Source organism: Pseudovibrio sp. POLY-S9 (genome assembly GCF_001431305.1).
In the GTDB taxonomy this organism is placed as follows: Bacteria; Pseudomonadota; Alphaproteobacteria; order Rhizobiales; family Stappiaceae; genus Pseudovibrio.
The window spans coordinates 76,866-92,060 of the sequence record NZ_LCWX01000260.1 but is presented as its reverse complement, the minus strand read 5'-3'; the positions used below and the strand labels follow the sequence as shown (position 1 = coordinate 92,060).

The window sequence follows — 15,195 nt, the reverse complement described above, 5'->3', positions numbered from 1 at the left end:
TCTTCATCTTCAGATCTTTAACGCCTTCCGCTTCCAGAGCTGCTTTTGCAGCAACCGGATCGTATTTATCATCCTGAAGGTCAGCGTTGTAAGACCAGATGGTTGGTGGGATTGGGTTGGATGCCACTTTACCTGCACCCTGGAACACTGCGTCCAGAATTGCCTGCTTGTTGACAGCCATGTTCAGAGCCTTACGGACCTTCACGTTGTCAAACGGTGCAACCTTGGTGTTGTAAGCCAGATACCCAACGTTCAGGCCTTCCTGCTGCATGAGGTTGATCGATGGATCATCCTTCATTGCTGCAATGTCAGCTGGGTTTGGATAAGGCATTACGTGACATTCGCCAGCTTTCAGCTTTTGATAGCGCACGGACGCATCAGGAGTGATCGCGAATACCAGATTGTCGATTGGTGCTTTGCCAGCCCAGTAATCCGGGTTTGCTTTATAGCGGATCAACGCATCTTTCTGATAACCAACCAGCTGGAATGGGCCGGTGCCAACAGGGTTCTGATCGAATGCATCCTGATTGTCCATCATCTTCTCTGCGTATTCAGCAGAGTGAATGGAAGCAAAATCCATCGCAAGGTTTGCGATCATTGGAGCCTCTGGACGGGTCAGAACGAACTTCACAGTGTAGTCGTCTACCTTCACGATCTCTTTGATGAGATCAGGCATGGACATTGCGTTGAAGTATTCGTAGTTACCGCCGGAAACGCTGAAGTATGGGTTTTCTTTGTTGCCCTGACGGTCGAAGGAGAAGATCACGTCGTCCGCGTTGAAATCACGCGTTGGAGTGAAGTCTTTGGTGGTGTGGAATTTTACGCCCTTACGCAGCTTGAAGGTGTATTCCTTACCATCTTCAGATACGTCCCAGCTTTCAGCCAGTGCTGGAGCAATGCTTGTTGTACCGCGCTCAAATTCAACCAGCTTGTTGAAGATCTGGCGGGAAGACGCATCAAATGTTGTGCCTGCTGTGTAGAGCGCTGGTGTGAAGCCCTCAGGAGAACCTTCTGAGCAGTATACCAGTGTTTTGGCCATGCTTGGTGCAGCAAACGCCATTGTTGCAGCCAACACACTGCCCATAAGAATTGATTTTTTCATTTCTCGTGTCCCCAATCACCTAAAGTGAATGCAAAAGCCAAGGCCTTTGATCATTTATCGAAGCTGCTTGATGCAGTTCTTCTCATAGGATTTTGCAGCGCCACACCGCAGGCTCACCTCAAGCCTACGAACCTCTCCTCAAAGAAGAAGCCATGTTCAGAATGATTTCAGGAAGAAATAGCGCGGATAGAGCACAAAATAAGCCCCCCTCCGCTGCATCGTGTCCTCCCCAGCACACCCCATATGCAACAGCTGCAAACGGGAGTACCTTATACGTAATTCTCGGTAAAATCTCCTCTTAATTGCGCATTTTTCAAAGAAATTGTTTCAACATTGCACTGAATTGGGAAAATCGTTAATGAAATGACAAAGGGCGGCTCCCCGATGGGAACCGCCCTTTTATTTTTCAAACTACACAATCAGCTTAGTGAGAAGCAGCAAGCCGCGCTTTGATGTGAGCGATGTCTGCCTGAGGCGTCGCGTTGAACAGTGTCTGTGTATACTCATGCTGAGGATTTCCAAACACTTCGTCGCGCGTGCCGTACTCAACCACTTCGCCATAATACATCACCATGACCTTGTCCGCGATGTAGCGCACTACAGACAAATCGTGGGAAATGAACAGGTAAGTCAGGTTGAATTCATCCTGCAAATCTGCCAGCAAGTTCAGGATCTGAGCCTGAACGGACAGATCCAACGCTGAAACAGGCTCATCAAGAATGAGGAGTGACGGGTTGAGAACCAGTGCACGACCAATCGCAATACGCTGACGCTGACCACCAGAGAACATGTGCGGATAGCGGTTGAAATGCTCAGGACCAAGACCGACCTTGACCAGCATTTCCATCGCCTTGTCGCGGCGCTCGGCTGGAGACATGGTGGTGTTGATCATCAAAGGTTCAGTCAGAACGTCACCAACACGCTGGCGCGGGTTCAAAGACCCATACGGGTTCTGGAACACGATCTGCACCTTGGAACGCATGTCCTTGGACAGCTTTTCCTTTGAGATATCGATCGGGTTGCCCTCAATACGGAGCTCGCCTGCAGTTGCCGGATCGATCAAAGTCAGGATACGCGCCAGTGTGGACTTGCCACAGCCGGATTCTCCCACCACAGCAAGCGTTTTGCCGCGTTCCAGACTAAAGCTGATGCCCTTCAGAGCACGGTTAACATGCTCTTTTCCAAAGATACCTTCTTTGGTGCGATATTCGCGAACCAGATTACGCGCTTCGAGGATGATATCGTCAGCCATTATGCAGCTCCTTCATCGCCGAGGTGAAAATCAGAGACCGTTGGCAAACGATCACCTGTTGCGTTTTCAGGAAGCGCGGAAAGCAGAGCCTTGGTGTACGGGCTCTTCGGGCTTTCAAAGAGTGAGAGAACATCTGACTCTTCCATCTTCTTGCCTTTGTACTGAACCACCACACGGTCAGCCGTTTCAGCAACCACTGCCATGTCATGAGTGATCATGATCAGGCCCATGCCGCTTTCTTTCTGCAGATCAAGGAGCAGATCAAGGATCTGCTTTTGAATGGTCACGTCGAGCGCAGTTGTTGGCTCATCAGCGATCAGCAGCTTTGGCTTACACGCAATCGCCATAGCAATCATCACACGTTGACACTGACCACCAGACATCTGGTGCGGGTATTTTTTCAGCGCCTTCGCGGACTCAGGCATCCCAACAGAGTCGAGCAATTCAATAGCCCTTTCTCTTCGAGAAGTTCTGCTAAGCTTGGTGTGCTCTTTGAGGGTCTCATCAATCTGAGCACCGACAGTGAAGCATGGATTCAAGCTTGCAATTGGCTCCTGGAAGATCATGGAAATGTCTTTACCAATGATCTCGCGGCGCTTTTTTGCAGACATGGTCAGAAGGTCATAGCCTTCGAACTCCAGCTTGTCCGCCCACAGATGACCGTTGTTGGCCAGCAGGCCCATAACAGCCAACATGGCTACAGATTTACCAGATCCACTTTCACCAACAACAGCAAGAACTTCACCTGCGTCAACGGAATAGCTCACGCCATCCAGAGCCCGGAAACGTCCATCAACCGTGTCGAATTCAACCGTTAAGTTTTCAATTTCAAGAAGGGCCATCGTCAGCTCCTCTTCAGTTTAGGATCGAGAGCATCACGCAGGCCATCACCGATCAAGTTGATTGCCAGCACTATGGTTAAAATCGCAATACCTGGGAAGGTGACAACCCATGGCGCACGCAGGATGAACTCGCGAGATTCAGCAAGCATTGTGCCCCATTCCGGCTGAGGTGGCTGAGCACCCATACCGAGGAAGCCCAGAGCCGCTGCATCAAGGATCGCGGTGGAGAAGGAAAGCGCTGCCTGCACGATGAGTGGAGCCATACAGTTTGGCAGCACAGTCACGAACATCAAACGCAGAGTACCAACACCGGAAACACGCGCGGCCATCACATACTCACGGCTCATTTCGGACATCACTGATGCTCGGGTGAGACGCACATAGTATGGCTGCTGCACGATTGCGATCGCGATCATCGCGTTGAGGAGCGATGGGCCGAGAATAGCAACAAGCACCAAGGCCAGCAGCAAGGACGGGAATGCCAGAATGATGTCCATGATACGCATGATGATGGTATCAACCCAACCACCAAACGTACCGGCCACCAGACCGAGACACACACCAACAACAAGCGCAACAGATACAACCACCACACCAATGAATAGCGAGAACTGGCTGCCGTAAATCAGGCGAGACAGCAGGTCACGACCCACAGCATCTGTGCCAAGAACGTAAGACCAGCTTCCACCTTCCTGCCATGCTGGTGGCAGGAGCAGCGCATCGCGATACTGCTCGATTGGTGAATGAGGTGCAATAAAAGCTGCTCCCACAGCAATCACAACAAGCGTCAGGAAGAAGATCAGACCCGCAACAGCCCCTTTGTTGGTGCGGAAATGTCTCCAGAAATTGACGATAAGTTCAAACCGGGTATCCGGTCCGGAATTTTGTGTCACGTCAGCCATGATTTACTCCGTATGCCGAATTTTCGGATTAACCAGACCGTACATCAGGTCCACAATCAGGTTCACGATCATGACGATTGCAGCAATCATCAAAAGACCGCCCTGCACAACCGGGTAGTCACGACGGAAAATACTATCAACCATCCACTTGCCGATTCCCGGCCAGGAGAAGATGCTCTCAGTCAGGATTGCGCCGCCAAACAGCACGCCGATCTGCAAACCAATAATGGTGATGACCGGAATAAGCGCATTCCGCAGAGCATGAATGCCGACCACACGGAAGTTGGAGAGGCCTTTTGCACGTGCAGTACGCACATAATCTTCATCCAGAACTTCCAACATGGCAGAGCGCGTCTGACGCGCAATAACTGCCAGTGGAATAGTGCCCAGAACGATGGTTGGGAGAATCAGATGGCTTACAGCCGAGGTGAATGCACCTGGCTCATCTGAGAGCAATGTGTCGATCAACATGAAGCCTGTAACAGGCTCAATCCAGTACAACAGAGAGATACGACCTGAAACAGGTGTCCACCCCAAAATGCCGGAGAAGAAGATGATCAGCAGCAGGCCCCACCAAAAGATTGGCATGGAATAACCGGCCAACGCTGTTGTCATAACAGTGTGGTCCAGCGCCTTACCGCGCTTTACAGCTGCGATAATACCAGCAGGAAGCCCGACGACGATTGCAAACAGAATTGCACAGAGGCCAAGCTCTACCGTTGCCGGAAAGAGCGTCATAAACTCCTGAAGAACAGGCTGTTTTGTGACGATAGATACGCCAAGATCGCCTTGAACCAAATTGCCCAAGTAAGTGAAATACTGTTGCCAGATCGGTTCATTGTAGCCGAACTGCACCATAAGTTCTTGATAGCGCTCAGGGCTTACACCGCGTTCGCCAGCCAAGAGCAGAATTGGATCGCCTGGCAGCAGGCGAATGAAGAAGAACGAGGTCAGAGTAACCCCGATAAAGGTCGGGATGAGCAAACCCAGTTTTTTTAATATGAGACGAAGCATACTTCAGTCACACCAATCAGAGGATTGTTTATCCGCAAGCCACCACTTGCGGTATGGAAGACTTTTCCAAAAAAGTATCCCGGCGAATACATCGCCGGGATACAAATTGTCCAGCGGAAAATTATTTCTACTTCAGATCTACGCCATAGAAGTAATGGCCACCAAACGGATCAATCTTGTAGTTTTCAACACGAACACTGATCGGCTCAGAGACAAGAGAGTGCGCAATAGTTGCCCAAGGCGCCTCACGTTTGAATACTACCTGAGCTTCCTCATAAAGTCTTGTGCGTTCATCTACGTCAGATACCTGTTTGGCTTGTACAACAAGATCATTAAATTCATCATTACACCACTGCGCACGGTTGGAACCGCCCACTGCATCGCAAGACATTAGCACTGCAAGGAAGTTGTCCGGGTCACCATTGTCACCAGTCCAACCCAGCAGAACTGCGCCATCACGATTGATGTCAGAAGAACGCTTAAGGTACTCACCCCACTCGTAGCTGACGATCTCGACTTTAACACCGATTTTCGCGAAGTCTGCCTGAAGGACTTCAGCCATACGACGTGCATTCGGGTTGTATGGACGCTGAACAGGCATCGCCCAGATCTTCATTGTCAGATCTTTGACGCCCTCTGCTTCCAAGGCTGCCTTTGCTGCTGCCGGATCATATGGGTCATCAACGATTTCGTTGTTGTAGGACCACATTGTCGGCGGGATCGGGTTTTTCGCGATCTGACCTACGCCCTGGAACACAGCATCCAGAATAGCCTGCTTGTTGATAGCCATGTTCAGCGCTTTACGCACTTTTGGATTATCAAACGGTGCCTGCTGGGTGTTGTAGGCCATGTAGCCAACATTCAGACCTTCTTGCTGCAGAAGGGTGATGTTTGGATCTTTGGACATTGCATCCAGGTCAGCCGGGTTTGGATATGCCATCACCTGACATTCACCTGCAGCAAGCTTTTGATAGCGCACAGATGCATCTGGTGTGATTGCAAAGACCAGATTGTCGAGTGGCGCTTTGCCATTCCAGTAATCAGGGTTTGCTTTATAGCGGATCAGAGCGTCTTTCTGGTAGCCAACGAGCTGGAAAGGACCGGTACCAACTGGCTTCTGATCAAATGTGTCCTTGCTGTTCACCATTGCGTCTGCGTATTCAGCAGACTGGATGGAGGCGAAGTCCATCGCCAGGTTCGCAATCATTGGTGCTTCTGGACGGGTCAGCTTGAATTTGACAGTGTAGTCGTCAATCTTTTCAATGCTGTCGATCAGGTCAGGCATGTCCATGGCGTTAAAGTACTCGTAGGTACCGCCAGATACGTTATGATATGGGTTTTCCTTGTTGCCCTGACGGTCGAATGAGAAGATCACGTCATCGGCATTGAAATCACGGGTTGGTGTAAACCACTTTGTGTCGTGGAATTTTACACCCTTGCGAAGGTGGAAGGTGTATTCCTTGCCATCCTCAGAAACTTCCCAGCTTTCAGCCAGTGCCGGAGCAACTTCGGTTGTGCCAGGCTTGAACTCCACCAGCTTGTTGTAGATCTGACGCGAGCTTGCATCAAATGTGGTGCCTGCGGTGTACAGAGACGGTGTAAAGCCTTCCGGAGATCCTTCAGAACAGTACACGAGAGTTTTTGCCATTACAGGGCCAGCCACAACTGCTGCTGCGAACAGGCTACCACCAAGCAAGAGGCTTTTTTTCAAGGACATTGGTATTCTCATTCCGTTTTATTGCTTGTTCCAGTTGTTCTTCAACACTGCTTATTGCTGCAGTTTATTCAGGGATTTTGGCTTTGAGAGACTACTCCGGCAACGGAAGGATGGAAGGCCGTCTTCTCCACATAAAGATGCATGACGCGGTTTCCCTGCGAGATACACTCTTCAGGTTTTTCGATTTCGGCTTGCACGTAATTCCGCGACGAGATTACCCACTCATAGCTCAAACCAAATCAACGACATCGCACAATCATATGCGATTAATTCTTCGATGGTCGATTTTAGAACATTAAGTTTCGTTTCTGACTTCGGAAATAATTAAAAATTTCAGAAGCACTGTCTAATCGGTACGACTACCTAGAACTGCATCCTCAGGTTGTTTTATTCCTTCTTACTTACCTGAAATTACATAGGTATTCTTACCACATATTTGCGGTGTCGTAATTATACTTTAGAATCGAACTTGATTATTTAAACAGTTTTTGCACAATACTATCAGGAGCTTATACGAGTTCAGGCCTGCAGATACGCGTTTTGCGTGTCACACAAGCCTGTTATCCAACTGGTTATGGAGTGTTTTTATTCTTCTGAAAGCTTAGCCATACATTCGTCATGTATGGACTGAATTTCGGAGATCGTGACTTCCAGCGCTTCTTTTCTCGCGCTCAGCTCTTTCAGCACTTCCCCGGTTCTAGATCCAAGGTACTCAAGCTGCTGGCGGTGCCCTTCCCCGTGCTGACCATAAAGGTCCAGGAAGTGTTTGATCTCGGAAAGAGAGGAACCAATCGCCTTACCGCGCAAGATCAACGCCAGGCGCGCTCTGTCTTTGCGGTTATAGATACGCACACCATTGACGCGCTGAGGTGAGATCAGACCCTTACTCTCATAAAACCGGATGGATCGGGTAGAGATCTCAAACTCTTCAGCCAGATCGCCAATTCCAAAAAGTTCCTGATCGGCGTGACCCGTTTCTTTTTCCGCTTCCGCGAGAGGGTTCAGCGTTTCTTCTCTTCTCTCAGACATGCATCCCCCTAACATTGAAGAACTTGATTGACGTTACCTAACGTCGCCGTAAAGCATTACCATAACGGCGACACTATATCACCAAATTGTCATTGCGTTTACGACTTCTCGTTTTCTTCCTAATCTTTACCTATAGGATAACCATCAGAAATCAACACATATTGCAATTAGCCAGATAGGTAATATTGCGAGATATCGATAGCGCCTTATAAAAAAGAACGGGATAAACCCACAAGAGATGCCATAGAACATCCGTATCCTGCGTGTTTTTGAATTTTTATTGCGCTGCCGCATTCCCCAGACTTGACAAGTTTGAGGTTTTGGAAGACCCCTGCCCCTACGACGCCTACTGAAGCAACTTGCCTTTGGCTTAGGTCATTTCAGTTATTTGTATGCGTATCCTCTTTCGCGAACCGATTGGCTCTTCAAGGAGATACGCTCTAGGATAAGTTATGAGTAAGAGTCTTGAGGAACGGGTCGACGAACTGGAAATGCATATCGCACACCAGAACGAAACGATCGAAACACTCAATGATGTGGTCTCCAATCAGGCACAGGTTCTTGACCGACTCGTCTCAGCAATGGGACAGATGAAGGACCACCTGCTTGATATTCAGGATCTGGTTGAACAAACACCTGCGAACCAGAAACCTCCACATTACTGAGCAAACAGGCTTTTCCTATACTAAGAGGAAACTATTTTCCTGCTGAACATCAGCAAAGATAGGTATACTCAGGTAAGGGGAAACCTGATATTAAGAGATGACAGGTCTGCTGTGCTTGAACGCAGGCCCTTTTTTCGTGGATCACTCAACGTTACGAGAGTGAACAATACAATTTTCTGTTCCGCCGCCTATAAGGGCTGCCACTGCTGTCCTTTTTTGAACAGCACCTGAGAACAAAAAAGCCTGGATGAGAAAGAAACCCAATGGCTATTGAGCAGATACTGGCGACCCATAAAAAGGAGAGCCTTGCCGATAAAGCTTATCGTCTGATTGAAGAGCTGATCGTCAACCTTGACCTTGCGCCTGGCATGGCGCTGACCGAAGGTGACCTTTGCGAACGGACCGGCATCGGCCGGACCCCAGTGCGCGAGGCCATCAAGCGCCTTTCAACCGAAGGGCTGATCGTTATTCGCCCACGCAAAGGCCTGTTCGTTTCAGAGATTGAGACTTCCGAGTACGTTCTGGTTCTGGAAACCAGAAAGCCTTTGGAGCAGCTTCTCGTTGCTTCCGCTGTTAAGCGTGCGACTGCAGAAGAGCGCGAAGCTTTGCACCAGTGCGCTGAAGAAATCCTTGCACAAGCCCGTGCAGGCGATGTAAAGGGTTACCTGCGTGCAGATAAGGTTTTTGATGAGGTGCTTTGTGCAGTCTCTCGGAACCCATTCACAGCCCGCGCTGTGGCTCCACTGCAGACTATGAGCCGCCGGGCCTGGAGCGCGTTCCGCGGTGCTGAGAAACTCGAAGATTCTGCTATTCGCCACCATAAGCTTGCTGAAGCTTTGGCAAACAATGATGCAGAGAAGGCGGAAGCCGCAGCTGTCGAGATGATGGATCATCTGACCAACTTTGCAGTCAAGCAGGCTGAAAAGGCTGGCGACAACGTCTGAACTCAGACATCGCGATCAATAAGCAAAAAGCGGAGCCTGTGCTCCGCTTTTTTATTGTTCAGTCTTTGGCATTTTAAAGGTATCAATCCGGGCGTTGCGCCCGCTTGCCCCGAGCAGAACCAAATAGGGCTGATCTGTTTGAATTACCGGACGCTTTGCACCGTAAATGCCTGAGAGCCGCAAGCGCACCTCACCATGAGGTGTCATTCCTGTGACCATCCCCGCAGACATCTGAGTGAGCTTAATAGGGGCGTAAAGGATCTCATAGGAGGGAGGAGCAGCTCCAGGTCTCATGACGACCACAGAGTTTGCTCTGATATCACGTCCCTCGTCCTGTACGTCGACTACGCCAACGGCTCGGTGCAAAATTTTATACTGGCAATTCATCTAGATAATCATCGTCGTCGATACATTATGAAGCCGCGGCCTGTTTGGCAGCATTTTCAACAATGTTGTCCCTCAAACTCGCAGGCACATGGAATGTAAAGTCCTGAATGAGGACGTCCTGCACGATATCTGTCGCGAAGCGTTCGTTGACGCGGTCACGGACCTCGTCAGTCAACTCCTTCAGGTCAGATTTTTTCAGCTGGGCGAACTCTTTGTCAGCCTTACTGTAAATGATACGGAAAGCTTCATCAACGATGAACGCATGAGGTGGAACCGCCAGTTTTGCAAGCAGCTCACTATCTACCGTGAACACAAACTGCGCCACAATATAACCGTGGATCTTGCCATCTTCGAGCACCGGAACGTTGATGGTCGGTGTGCTCTGATAGTCCAGTCCTTCCAAATGCGCATTCTTTTGCAGCATCGGGTCAAAATCGGTCTTGTACAGAGCTGTAAAGTAGGCTGCACCGACGGTGACGAGACAGATCCAAACTCCGGTTACGAGAACTTTCAACATACGTTTTTACCAGCTTCCAACCAGAGATTCATAAGTGCCATCAGAGTCATGATCCTTCATCACTTGTGACAGGAGGCCAGATACTTCTTTGACAGCATTGAGCTGGGTCGACAGCAGCTTCATATTAACTGCCAGCTTTTCCTGAAGTTCCTGAAGCCGGACAACGATCTCGCTTGGCAAGTTCTCAGGGCCAACGGCCTTGCCTGCCATATCAAGATCAAGCATCGCGCGGCCTTTGAGATAGGCACTCTCTTCCAGATCAATATCGCCTTTGCCGACCAGAGCTTCATTCTCGGTCGATAACAGCTTGTCTACGCGCCCAATACTTTTTGAAAGAGCAATGTAGTCTTCCGGCAAGATGTAAGCGTCGGTGTCATCAAGCTGCCCAGTGTCCTGAACCACTGGTTTTTCCTCATGGGGAACCAGTTCCTTGTGCTCACTGTCGATCATCTCAGACATTTATGCCTCTTGCTTTGGGAGAGTTGGACGAATGGTATCTGGCAGGAGCATTTCAGCCAGACCAAGAGAACCTGTTTTAGCGAGTTGGTTTGCGAGCTGCTCCGCCATCAAGCCTTTCCACATGGTGCCTGCTGTCCCGCCGCCATAGACGTTTTCAGTCTCCTTGGGCAGCATGGACTTCACGAAGGTCTGCAAGACAGCACTTTCCAACTTCTCACCAAGATCAGCTGTCTCAAGCTTTTTGGAGTAGCGGTTGGCCATTGACTTTGAGCTCTCAACGCCCTCCTGCCCTCTTGCCTGAGCAGTGTCAGCCTCAGCCATAAACCTGGAGAAGCTGCTTGAGGCCCATGACGGCTCAGCGACGGGCAGATCCTTTGAAACAACGGCGGGGGCCTTAAGAGAGCGTGTGGCAGCTCTAACCTCAAAAGGGTCTGCTTGATTTATTACGTCCAGAACAAGATCGCTGACAGGCTGAATGGCCATGAGCACTCCCACTAGTCAAAAGAAGGGCATTTATAATTGGAAAGACCCTAATTTCTCAGACTTATCTGGACCTGACCTTCTTAGGTACTGCCTGCAGCTCTGCGATTTCCTGAAGCTGCTTTTTCTCTTCGGTCCGGTGATAAGACACCAGAGCTTTGCCATGATGCTTTTCAGTCATGGCGGTCTGCCTCTTCTGGTCAAGCAACTTGCCGAGCAACTCGCCCTTATGCTTTTCCTTCAGAGACTTGTTTCTGTTGTTGGTATCTAGACGCCTGGAGATCGCCCGATTCATCACTTCGCGCAATTCCCCTTCATGACGTCCCCAGTGGCTGACCAACTCCTCGCTCTCTTCGTCGCAACGCTGAATCTCACTTTCAAGAACCGCGATGTCATATTTGATCATCTGCTCTTTTTGTTCCTGAACCTTCATAATGCGCCGGAGGCGTGTGACACGTGCTTTATCCATGGCTTTACTGCAATACCAACCAGTCGCCGAGGCCTGCATAGAACAGACGCAACAGCTCTGTAATGATCTGCCAGAGGATGAAAAGTCCCCCCATCATAACAACAGGTAGTGCCACAAAGTAGACTGGCATCTGAGGCATCAATCTGTTGGTGAGGCCCAAGGTCAGGTTAATAACGACGCCATAGATCAAAAACGGACTTGTAATGCGTAAGGCAAGCAACAGGCCTTGCATCAGCTTGGTTGAGAACTGATCTAACGCCGCTGCGGGAATAAATTCCCCCCCCACCGGAATTGTCCGATAGCTCTCAGCAAGTCCAACAAAGACATCAGCGTGCGCGCCAGTGATAAACAACATAGCAGTTGCAGTGAGCGTAACCAAAGATGCCAATGGTGGCAGTTGCTGAAATTCTTCGACAATAGTGACAGGCTGGTTGAAGCTGGATGCATTTGCAGCCGCGCCAATCATCATCTGAAGCATTCCGAAGAAGGCTCGTCCGAATGCTGCGATCAACAGTCCGATCAACAGTTCAACAAAAATGATGCGCAGCAACTCATCCAAAGGCGCAGCTGAGATGATCGGCTCAACCACCTCCAATATGAGAGGAGAGATCGCCAGGGTTGCAGATATTGCTATAAACAAACGAACACGGATCATCACACGTGGCGACGAAAAACCCGGCATGGCCATGAGGCATGCTCCGACGCGGCAAAAGACCACGAAGACACTTAGGATTGCCTCAGGAGCATTTTCCAAGGTCACGAAATTGATCCCAATGCCTCGATATCAACACCGCGGGCCACTTCCATATGAGAGAGAATTGGTAGTGCGGGGAACATACGTTCAGTGATCATGCGCACGTACTGCCGTGCTTCCGGAGCAACCACGACAGCAAATCGCTGACCTGCAGAGATATGCTCTCGAATAACTTCAGCACTGTCTTTTGCGAATTCTTCAACCTGCGAAGGCTCCATATCGAACTCAATGACTTCACCATTTGTATCGCGGCGAAGTGCCTGATGGAATGCAAGGTCCCAGCGATTACCAAGACGGAGAACTTTCAGGCTTCCATCTCCGGCAATATCACCACAAATTTGTGTCGCCATGCGAATGCGCACGTGATCTGCAATTTGCTCAGGTCTGCGTGCATGAGGTGCGATCTCCGCAATCGCTTCCATGATCAATGACAGATTTCGAATGGAGATACGCTCTGCAAGCAGCAGCTTAAGCACGGCCTGCAAGCCAGAGTATGAGATATGTTGCGGGCAGATATCATCGATCAGGCGTGTGTAAGCCGGATCAAGGCGATCTAACAGCTTACGCATATCCTTATAGGAGAGAAGCTGCGACAGGTTATTTCTGATCACTTCAGACAGATGTGTCAGCACAACTGAAAGGTTATCGACGGTCGTATAACCTTGACGTTTTACTTCATGCTCAAAAGCGGTCGGGATCCACATAGCCTGCATACCAAACGCAGGTTCACGGGTTTCGGTTCCCGGAAGAGCTGGCAGCTCCCGATTGCCACCGATCACCATCAGTTCACCAACTTTGATATTCTCAGAAGCGACAATCGTACCATGGATACGGAACTCGTAACTCTTCGGTTCGAGGTTGAGATTGTCCGTAACCTTGATCTCTGGAACCACAAACCCGTATTGCTCAGCAAATTTCTTACGCATCTTATTAATGCGGTTTCCAATCTCAGGCTTTGCTGCCAATAGACGGGCCGTGAGCTGCTTGCCAAGACGCATCTCAATCTCAGAAAGTTCAAGACTGTCCTTCACGGACTCTTTCTTGACTTCCTTCTGCATCTCAACTTTTTGCAGCTCGGCTTTAGCAAGTTCGGCTTGAGCCTCTTGCGCCCTTTTGGGAATAATATAGGCAGCAAATCCAAAGATGCCCCCCAGGAACACAAAGGGCAGGAATGGGAGGCCTGGAAGTAGCGACAGTAACAATAGCAGGAGTGACGCGACAGCGAGCGCGCGCGGATATCCAGCCAACTGCCCCATAACAGCTTGCTCAGCTGACCCTCTGGTGCCACCCTTCGAGACAAGAAGACCTGCTGCGAGAGAAACGATCAGTGCCGGGATCTGCGAAACAAGACCATCACCAACAGACAGCTTCGTGAAAACGTCGGCAGCTTCAGCTAAGTCCATGTTGTAGCGTGTAACGCCAATAACGATGCCACCCAAAATATTCACAACGGTGATGATCAATCCAGCGACAGCATCACCGCGCACGAACTTCGAGGCGCCGTCCATGGCACCAAAGAAGGAGCTTTCCTCTTCCAGCTCCGCACGTCTGTGCTGGGCTTCCTTGTCATCAATCATACCAGCAGACAGATCGGCATCAATCGCCATCTGCTTGCCCGGAATTCCATCAAGGGTAAAACGTGCACCAACTTCTGCGATACGACTTGCACCTTTGGTGATCACCAAAAAATTCACCGTTACAAGGATCGCAAAGACGATGAGGCCGATGACAAAATCACCGCTCATGACAAACTGAGAAAAGCCGTTGATCACATACCCAGCTGCGAGCGGACCTTCATGGCCGTTTGCCAGAATAACGCGCGTTGTCGCAATGTTCAGCGCAAGCCGAAGCATGGTCGCGATCAATAGAATGGTTGGAAATGAGGAAAACTCTAAGGGACGCTGGATCCAGAGCGAAACCATCAGGATCAAAACCGATAATGCAACTGATATTGCAAGGCCGAAATCGATCATAAACGTTGGCATGGGAAGAAATAGCACAGACAGAATGAAGATAATTCCGACTGCAAATCCAATATCACGTTTGCTGTTTGGAGCAGCAATTCCCGTCACTGTCTGAGACATTCGCACCCTTCAATTCGGTATAAGCATACTGCGCTACTTAGGCCGAAACATTGGAGAAGGAAGCTTGTGTGAGGGTGGTCTGGAGGGAAATCAGCGTGAGCTATCCCCTCCTTGCTTGTTGCGGCAAACCTGAAAAAGCAGGTTTAAAACCCGTATTCGATGCGTCCGTAGACCATCTCGGTCAACGAGAATATCTGGGAGCCGATATACGGGCCAGTCATGGCAATCAAAATAAAGATCACAACAATCTTCGGAATGAACGTAAGTGTCATTTCCTGAATTTGTGTGAGCGCTTGAAACAGAGCGATAATCAAACCAACAAACATGGCCCCACCAACGGCGGGACCAGTTGCTGCAATCACAGTCCAAATTGCGGTACGCACAATATCGAGTGCATCTGCCTCATTCATTGCTTTATGATCTCACTTCACCATTAAGATGTAGCATCGGACTTGTCAGGAGTGTCGGTATCAGCAGGGGTGTCAGTGTCAGTCGTCGCAGCAGGTGCAGGACGCGAAATCTGAATACCAGGCACCAGAGCCACTTTTGTTCCGTCTTCCAACGTTGCAATCGAGCCA

The 15,195-nt window shown here is 49.8% G+C and carries 17 protein-coding genes; 2 read left to right on the top strand and 15 right to left on the bottom strand.

All coding sequences use genetic code 11. The features are described from left to right. The 7 genes from PPL9_RS29460 to PPL9_RS29430 all read right to left on the bottom strand — a co-directional run. Positions 1 to 1,102: ABC transporter substrate-binding protein (locus tag PPL9_RS29460; RefSeq protein ID WP_244273502.1), on the bottom strand; the 1,102-nt coding region annotated here is incomplete at its 3' end. A 424-nt stretch (positions 1,103 to 1,526) separates the two neighbouring features. Further along, a complete protein-coding gene (locus PPL9_RS29455; protein WP_057466047.1) occupies positions 1,527 to 2,354 on the bottom strand; it encodes a dipeptide ABC transporter ATP-binding protein in 828 nt (275 codons plus the stop codon). Continuing rightward, positions 2,354 to 3,196, bottom strand: a complete 843-nt coding sequence (locus PPL9_RS29450; protein WP_057466046.1) for an ABC transporter ATP-binding protein — start codon at positions 3,194 to 3,196, stop codon at positions 2,354 to 2,356. Before PPL9_RS29450 ends, PPL9_RS29455 begins: the two co-directional genes overlap by 1 nt. A gap of 2 nt (positions 3,197 to 3,198) precedes the next feature. After that, the gene (locus tag PPL9_RS29445) at positions 3,199 to 4,098 is read right to left on the bottom strand and encodes an ABC transporter permease subunit (RefSeq protein ID WP_057466045.1); all 900 of its coding nucleotides are present in this window, start codon (positions 4,096 to 4,098) and stop codon (positions 3,199 to 3,201) included. Between the two features lie 3 nt (positions 4,099 to 4,101). Further along, positions 4,102 to 5,112 (bottom strand): ABC transporter permease subunit, encoded by a 1,011-nt coding sequence (locus PPL9_RS29440; RefSeq protein ID WP_057466044.1) that lies wholly within the window; start codon positions 5,110 to 5,112, stop codon positions 4,102 to 4,104. Positions 5,113 to 5,239: 127 nt separating this feature from the next. Next, positions 5,240 to 6,829: an ABC transporter substrate-binding protein gene (locus PPL9_RS29435; protein ID WP_280139094.1), complete on the bottom strand. Its 1,590-nt coding sequence runs from the start codon at positions 6,827 to 6,829 to the stop codon at positions 5,240 to 5,242. Positions 6,830 to 7,414: 585 nt separating this feature from the next. Then, entirely contained in the window at positions 7,415 to 7,858 is a 444-nt protein-coding gene (locus PPL9_RS29430) for a MerR family DNA-binding transcriptional regulator (RefSeq protein WP_057466043.1), read from the bottom strand. Between the two features lie 452 nt (positions 7,859 to 8,310). Between PPL9_RS29430 and PPL9_RS29425 the strand changes: the two genes are divergently transcribed. Next, the gene (locus PPL9_RS29425) at positions 8,311 to 8,523 is read left to right on the top strand and encodes a SlyX family protein (protein WP_057466042.1); all 213 of its coding nucleotides are present in this window, start codon (positions 8,311 to 8,313) and stop codon (positions 8,521 to 8,523) included. 263 nt (positions 8,524 to 8,786) lie between these two features. Further along, the gene (locus PPL9_RS29420; protein WP_057466041.1) at positions 8,787 to 9,467 is read left to right on the top strand and encodes a GntR family transcriptional regulator; all 681 of its coding nucleotides are present in this window, start codon (positions 8,787 to 8,789) and stop codon (positions 9,465 to 9,467) included. Between the two features lie 51 nt (positions 9,468 to 9,518). Here PPL9_RS29420 and PPL9_RS29415 read toward each other — a convergent pair whose 3' ends face one another. The 8 genes from PPL9_RS29415 to fliQ all read right to left on the bottom strand — a co-directional run bounded on the left by PPL9_RS29415 (position 9,519) and on the right by fliQ (position 15,027). Next, the gene (locus PPL9_RS29415; protein WP_208985675.1) at positions 9,519 to 9,854 is read right to left on the bottom strand and encodes a hypothetical protein; all 336 of its coding nucleotides are present in this window, start codon (positions 9,852 to 9,854) and stop codon (positions 9,519 to 9,521) included. A 25-nt stretch (positions 9,855 to 9,879) separates the two neighbouring features. Further along, complete coding sequence (locus PPL9_RS29410) at positions 9,880 to 10,371, bottom strand: flagellar basal body-associated FliL family protein (protein ID WP_057466040.1); 492 nt, start codon at positions 10,369 to 10,371, stop codon at positions 9,880 to 9,882. A gap of 6 nt (positions 10,372 to 10,377) precedes the next feature. Then, entirely contained in the window at positions 10,378 to 10,830 is a 453-nt protein-coding gene (locus tag PPL9_RS29405) for a hypothetical protein (protein ID WP_057466039.1), read from the bottom strand. Then, positions 10,831 to 11,313: a rod-binding protein gene (locus PPL9_RS29400; protein ID WP_057466038.1), complete on the bottom strand. Its 483-nt coding sequence runs from the start codon at positions 11,311 to 11,313 to the stop codon at positions 10,831 to 10,833. 61 nt (positions 11,314 to 11,374) lie between these two features. Next, entirely contained in the window at positions 11,375 to 11,779 is a 405-nt protein-coding gene (locus PPL9_RS29395; RefSeq protein WP_057466037.1) for a hypothetical protein, read from the bottom strand. Positions 11,780 to 11,783: 4 nt separating this feature from the next. Continuing rightward, entirely contained in the window at positions 11,784 to 12,539 is a 756-nt protein-coding gene (locus PPL9_RS29390) for a flagellar biosynthetic protein FliR (protein ID WP_208989718.1), read from the bottom strand. Next, positions 12,536 to 14,617, bottom strand: a complete 2,082-nt coding sequence (flhA, locus tag PPL9_RS29385) for a flagellar biosynthesis protein FlhA (protein ID WP_057466036.1) — start codon at positions 14,615 to 14,617, stop codon at positions 12,536 to 12,538. Before flhA ends, PPL9_RS29390 begins: the two co-directional genes overlap by 4 nt. Before the next feature lie 143 nt (positions 14,618 to 14,760). Continuing rightward, positions 14,761 to 15,027, bottom strand: coding sequence for a flagellar biosynthesis protein FliQ (gene fliQ, locus PPL9_RS29380; protein WP_057466035.1), 267 nt, complete (start codon positions 15,025 to 15,027; stop codon positions 14,761 to 14,763). Between the last annotated feature and the right edge of the window lie 168 nt (positions 15,028 to 15,195).

What these genes read in the sequence shown, in the direction of transcription:
- fliQ (WP_057466035.1), bottom strand. Translation starts at nt 15,027, where the DNA reads ATGAATGAGGCAGATGCACTCGATATTGTGCGTACCGCAATTTGGACT.
- PPL9_RS29435 (WP_280139094.1), bottom strand. Translation starts at nt 6,829, where the DNA reads ATGTCCTTGAAAAAAAGCCTCTTGCTTGGTGGTAGCCTGTTCGCAGCA.
- PPL9_RS29425 (WP_057466042.1), top strand. Translation starts at nt 8,311, where the DNA reads ATGAGTAAGAGTCTTGAGGAACGGGTCGACGAACTGGAAATGCATATC.
- PPL9_RS29410 (WP_057466040.1), bottom strand. Translation starts at nt 10,371, where the DNA reads ATGTTGAAAGTTCTCGTAACCGGAGTTTGGATCTGTCTCGTCACCGTC.
- PPL9_RS29455 (WP_057466047.1), bottom strand. Translation starts at nt 2,354, where the DNA reads ATGGCTGACGATATCATCCTCGAAGCGCGTAATCTGGTTCGCGAATAT.
- PPL9_RS29445 (WP_057466045.1), bottom strand. Translation starts at nt 4,098, where the DNA reads ATGGCTGACGTGACACAAAATTCCGGACCGGATACCCGGTTTGAACTT.
- PPL9_RS29395 (WP_057466037.1), bottom strand. Translation starts at nt 11,779, where the DNA reads ATGGATAAAGCACGTGTCACACGCCTCCGGCGCATTATGAAGGTTCAG.
- PPL9_RS29440 (WP_057466044.1), bottom strand. Translation starts at nt 5,112, where the DNA reads ATGCTTCGTCTCATATTAAAAAAACTGGGTTTGCTCATCCCGACCTTT.
- PPL9_RS29420 (WP_057466041.1), top strand. Translation starts at nt 8,787, where the DNA reads ATGGCTATTGAGCAGATACTGGCGACCCATAAAAAGGAGAGCCTTGCC.
- PPL9_RS29430 (WP_057466043.1), bottom strand. Translation starts at nt 7,858, where the DNA reads ATGTCTGAGAGAAGAGAAGAAACGCTGAACCCTCTCGCGGAAGCGGAA.
- PPL9_RS29405 (WP_057466039.1), bottom strand. Translation starts at nt 10,830, where the DNA reads ATGTCTGAGATGATCGACAGTGAGCACAAGGAACTGGTTCCCCATGAG.
- PPL9_RS29450 (WP_057466046.1), bottom strand. Translation starts at nt 3,196, where the DNA reads ATGGCCCTTCTTGAAATTGAAAACTTAACGGTTGAATTCGACACGGTT.
- PPL9_RS29400 (WP_057466038.1), bottom strand. Translation starts at nt 11,313, where the DNA reads ATGGCCATTCAGCCTGTCAGCGATCTTGTTCTGGACGTAATAAATCAA.
- flhA (WP_057466036.1), bottom strand. Translation starts at nt 14,617, where the DNA reads ATGTCTCAGACAGTGACGGGAATTGCTGCTCCAAACAGCAAACGTGAT.
- PPL9_RS29415 (WP_208985675.1), bottom strand. Translation starts at nt 9,854, where the DNA reads ATGAATTGCCAGTATAAAATTTTGCACCGAGCCGTTGGCGTAGTCGAC.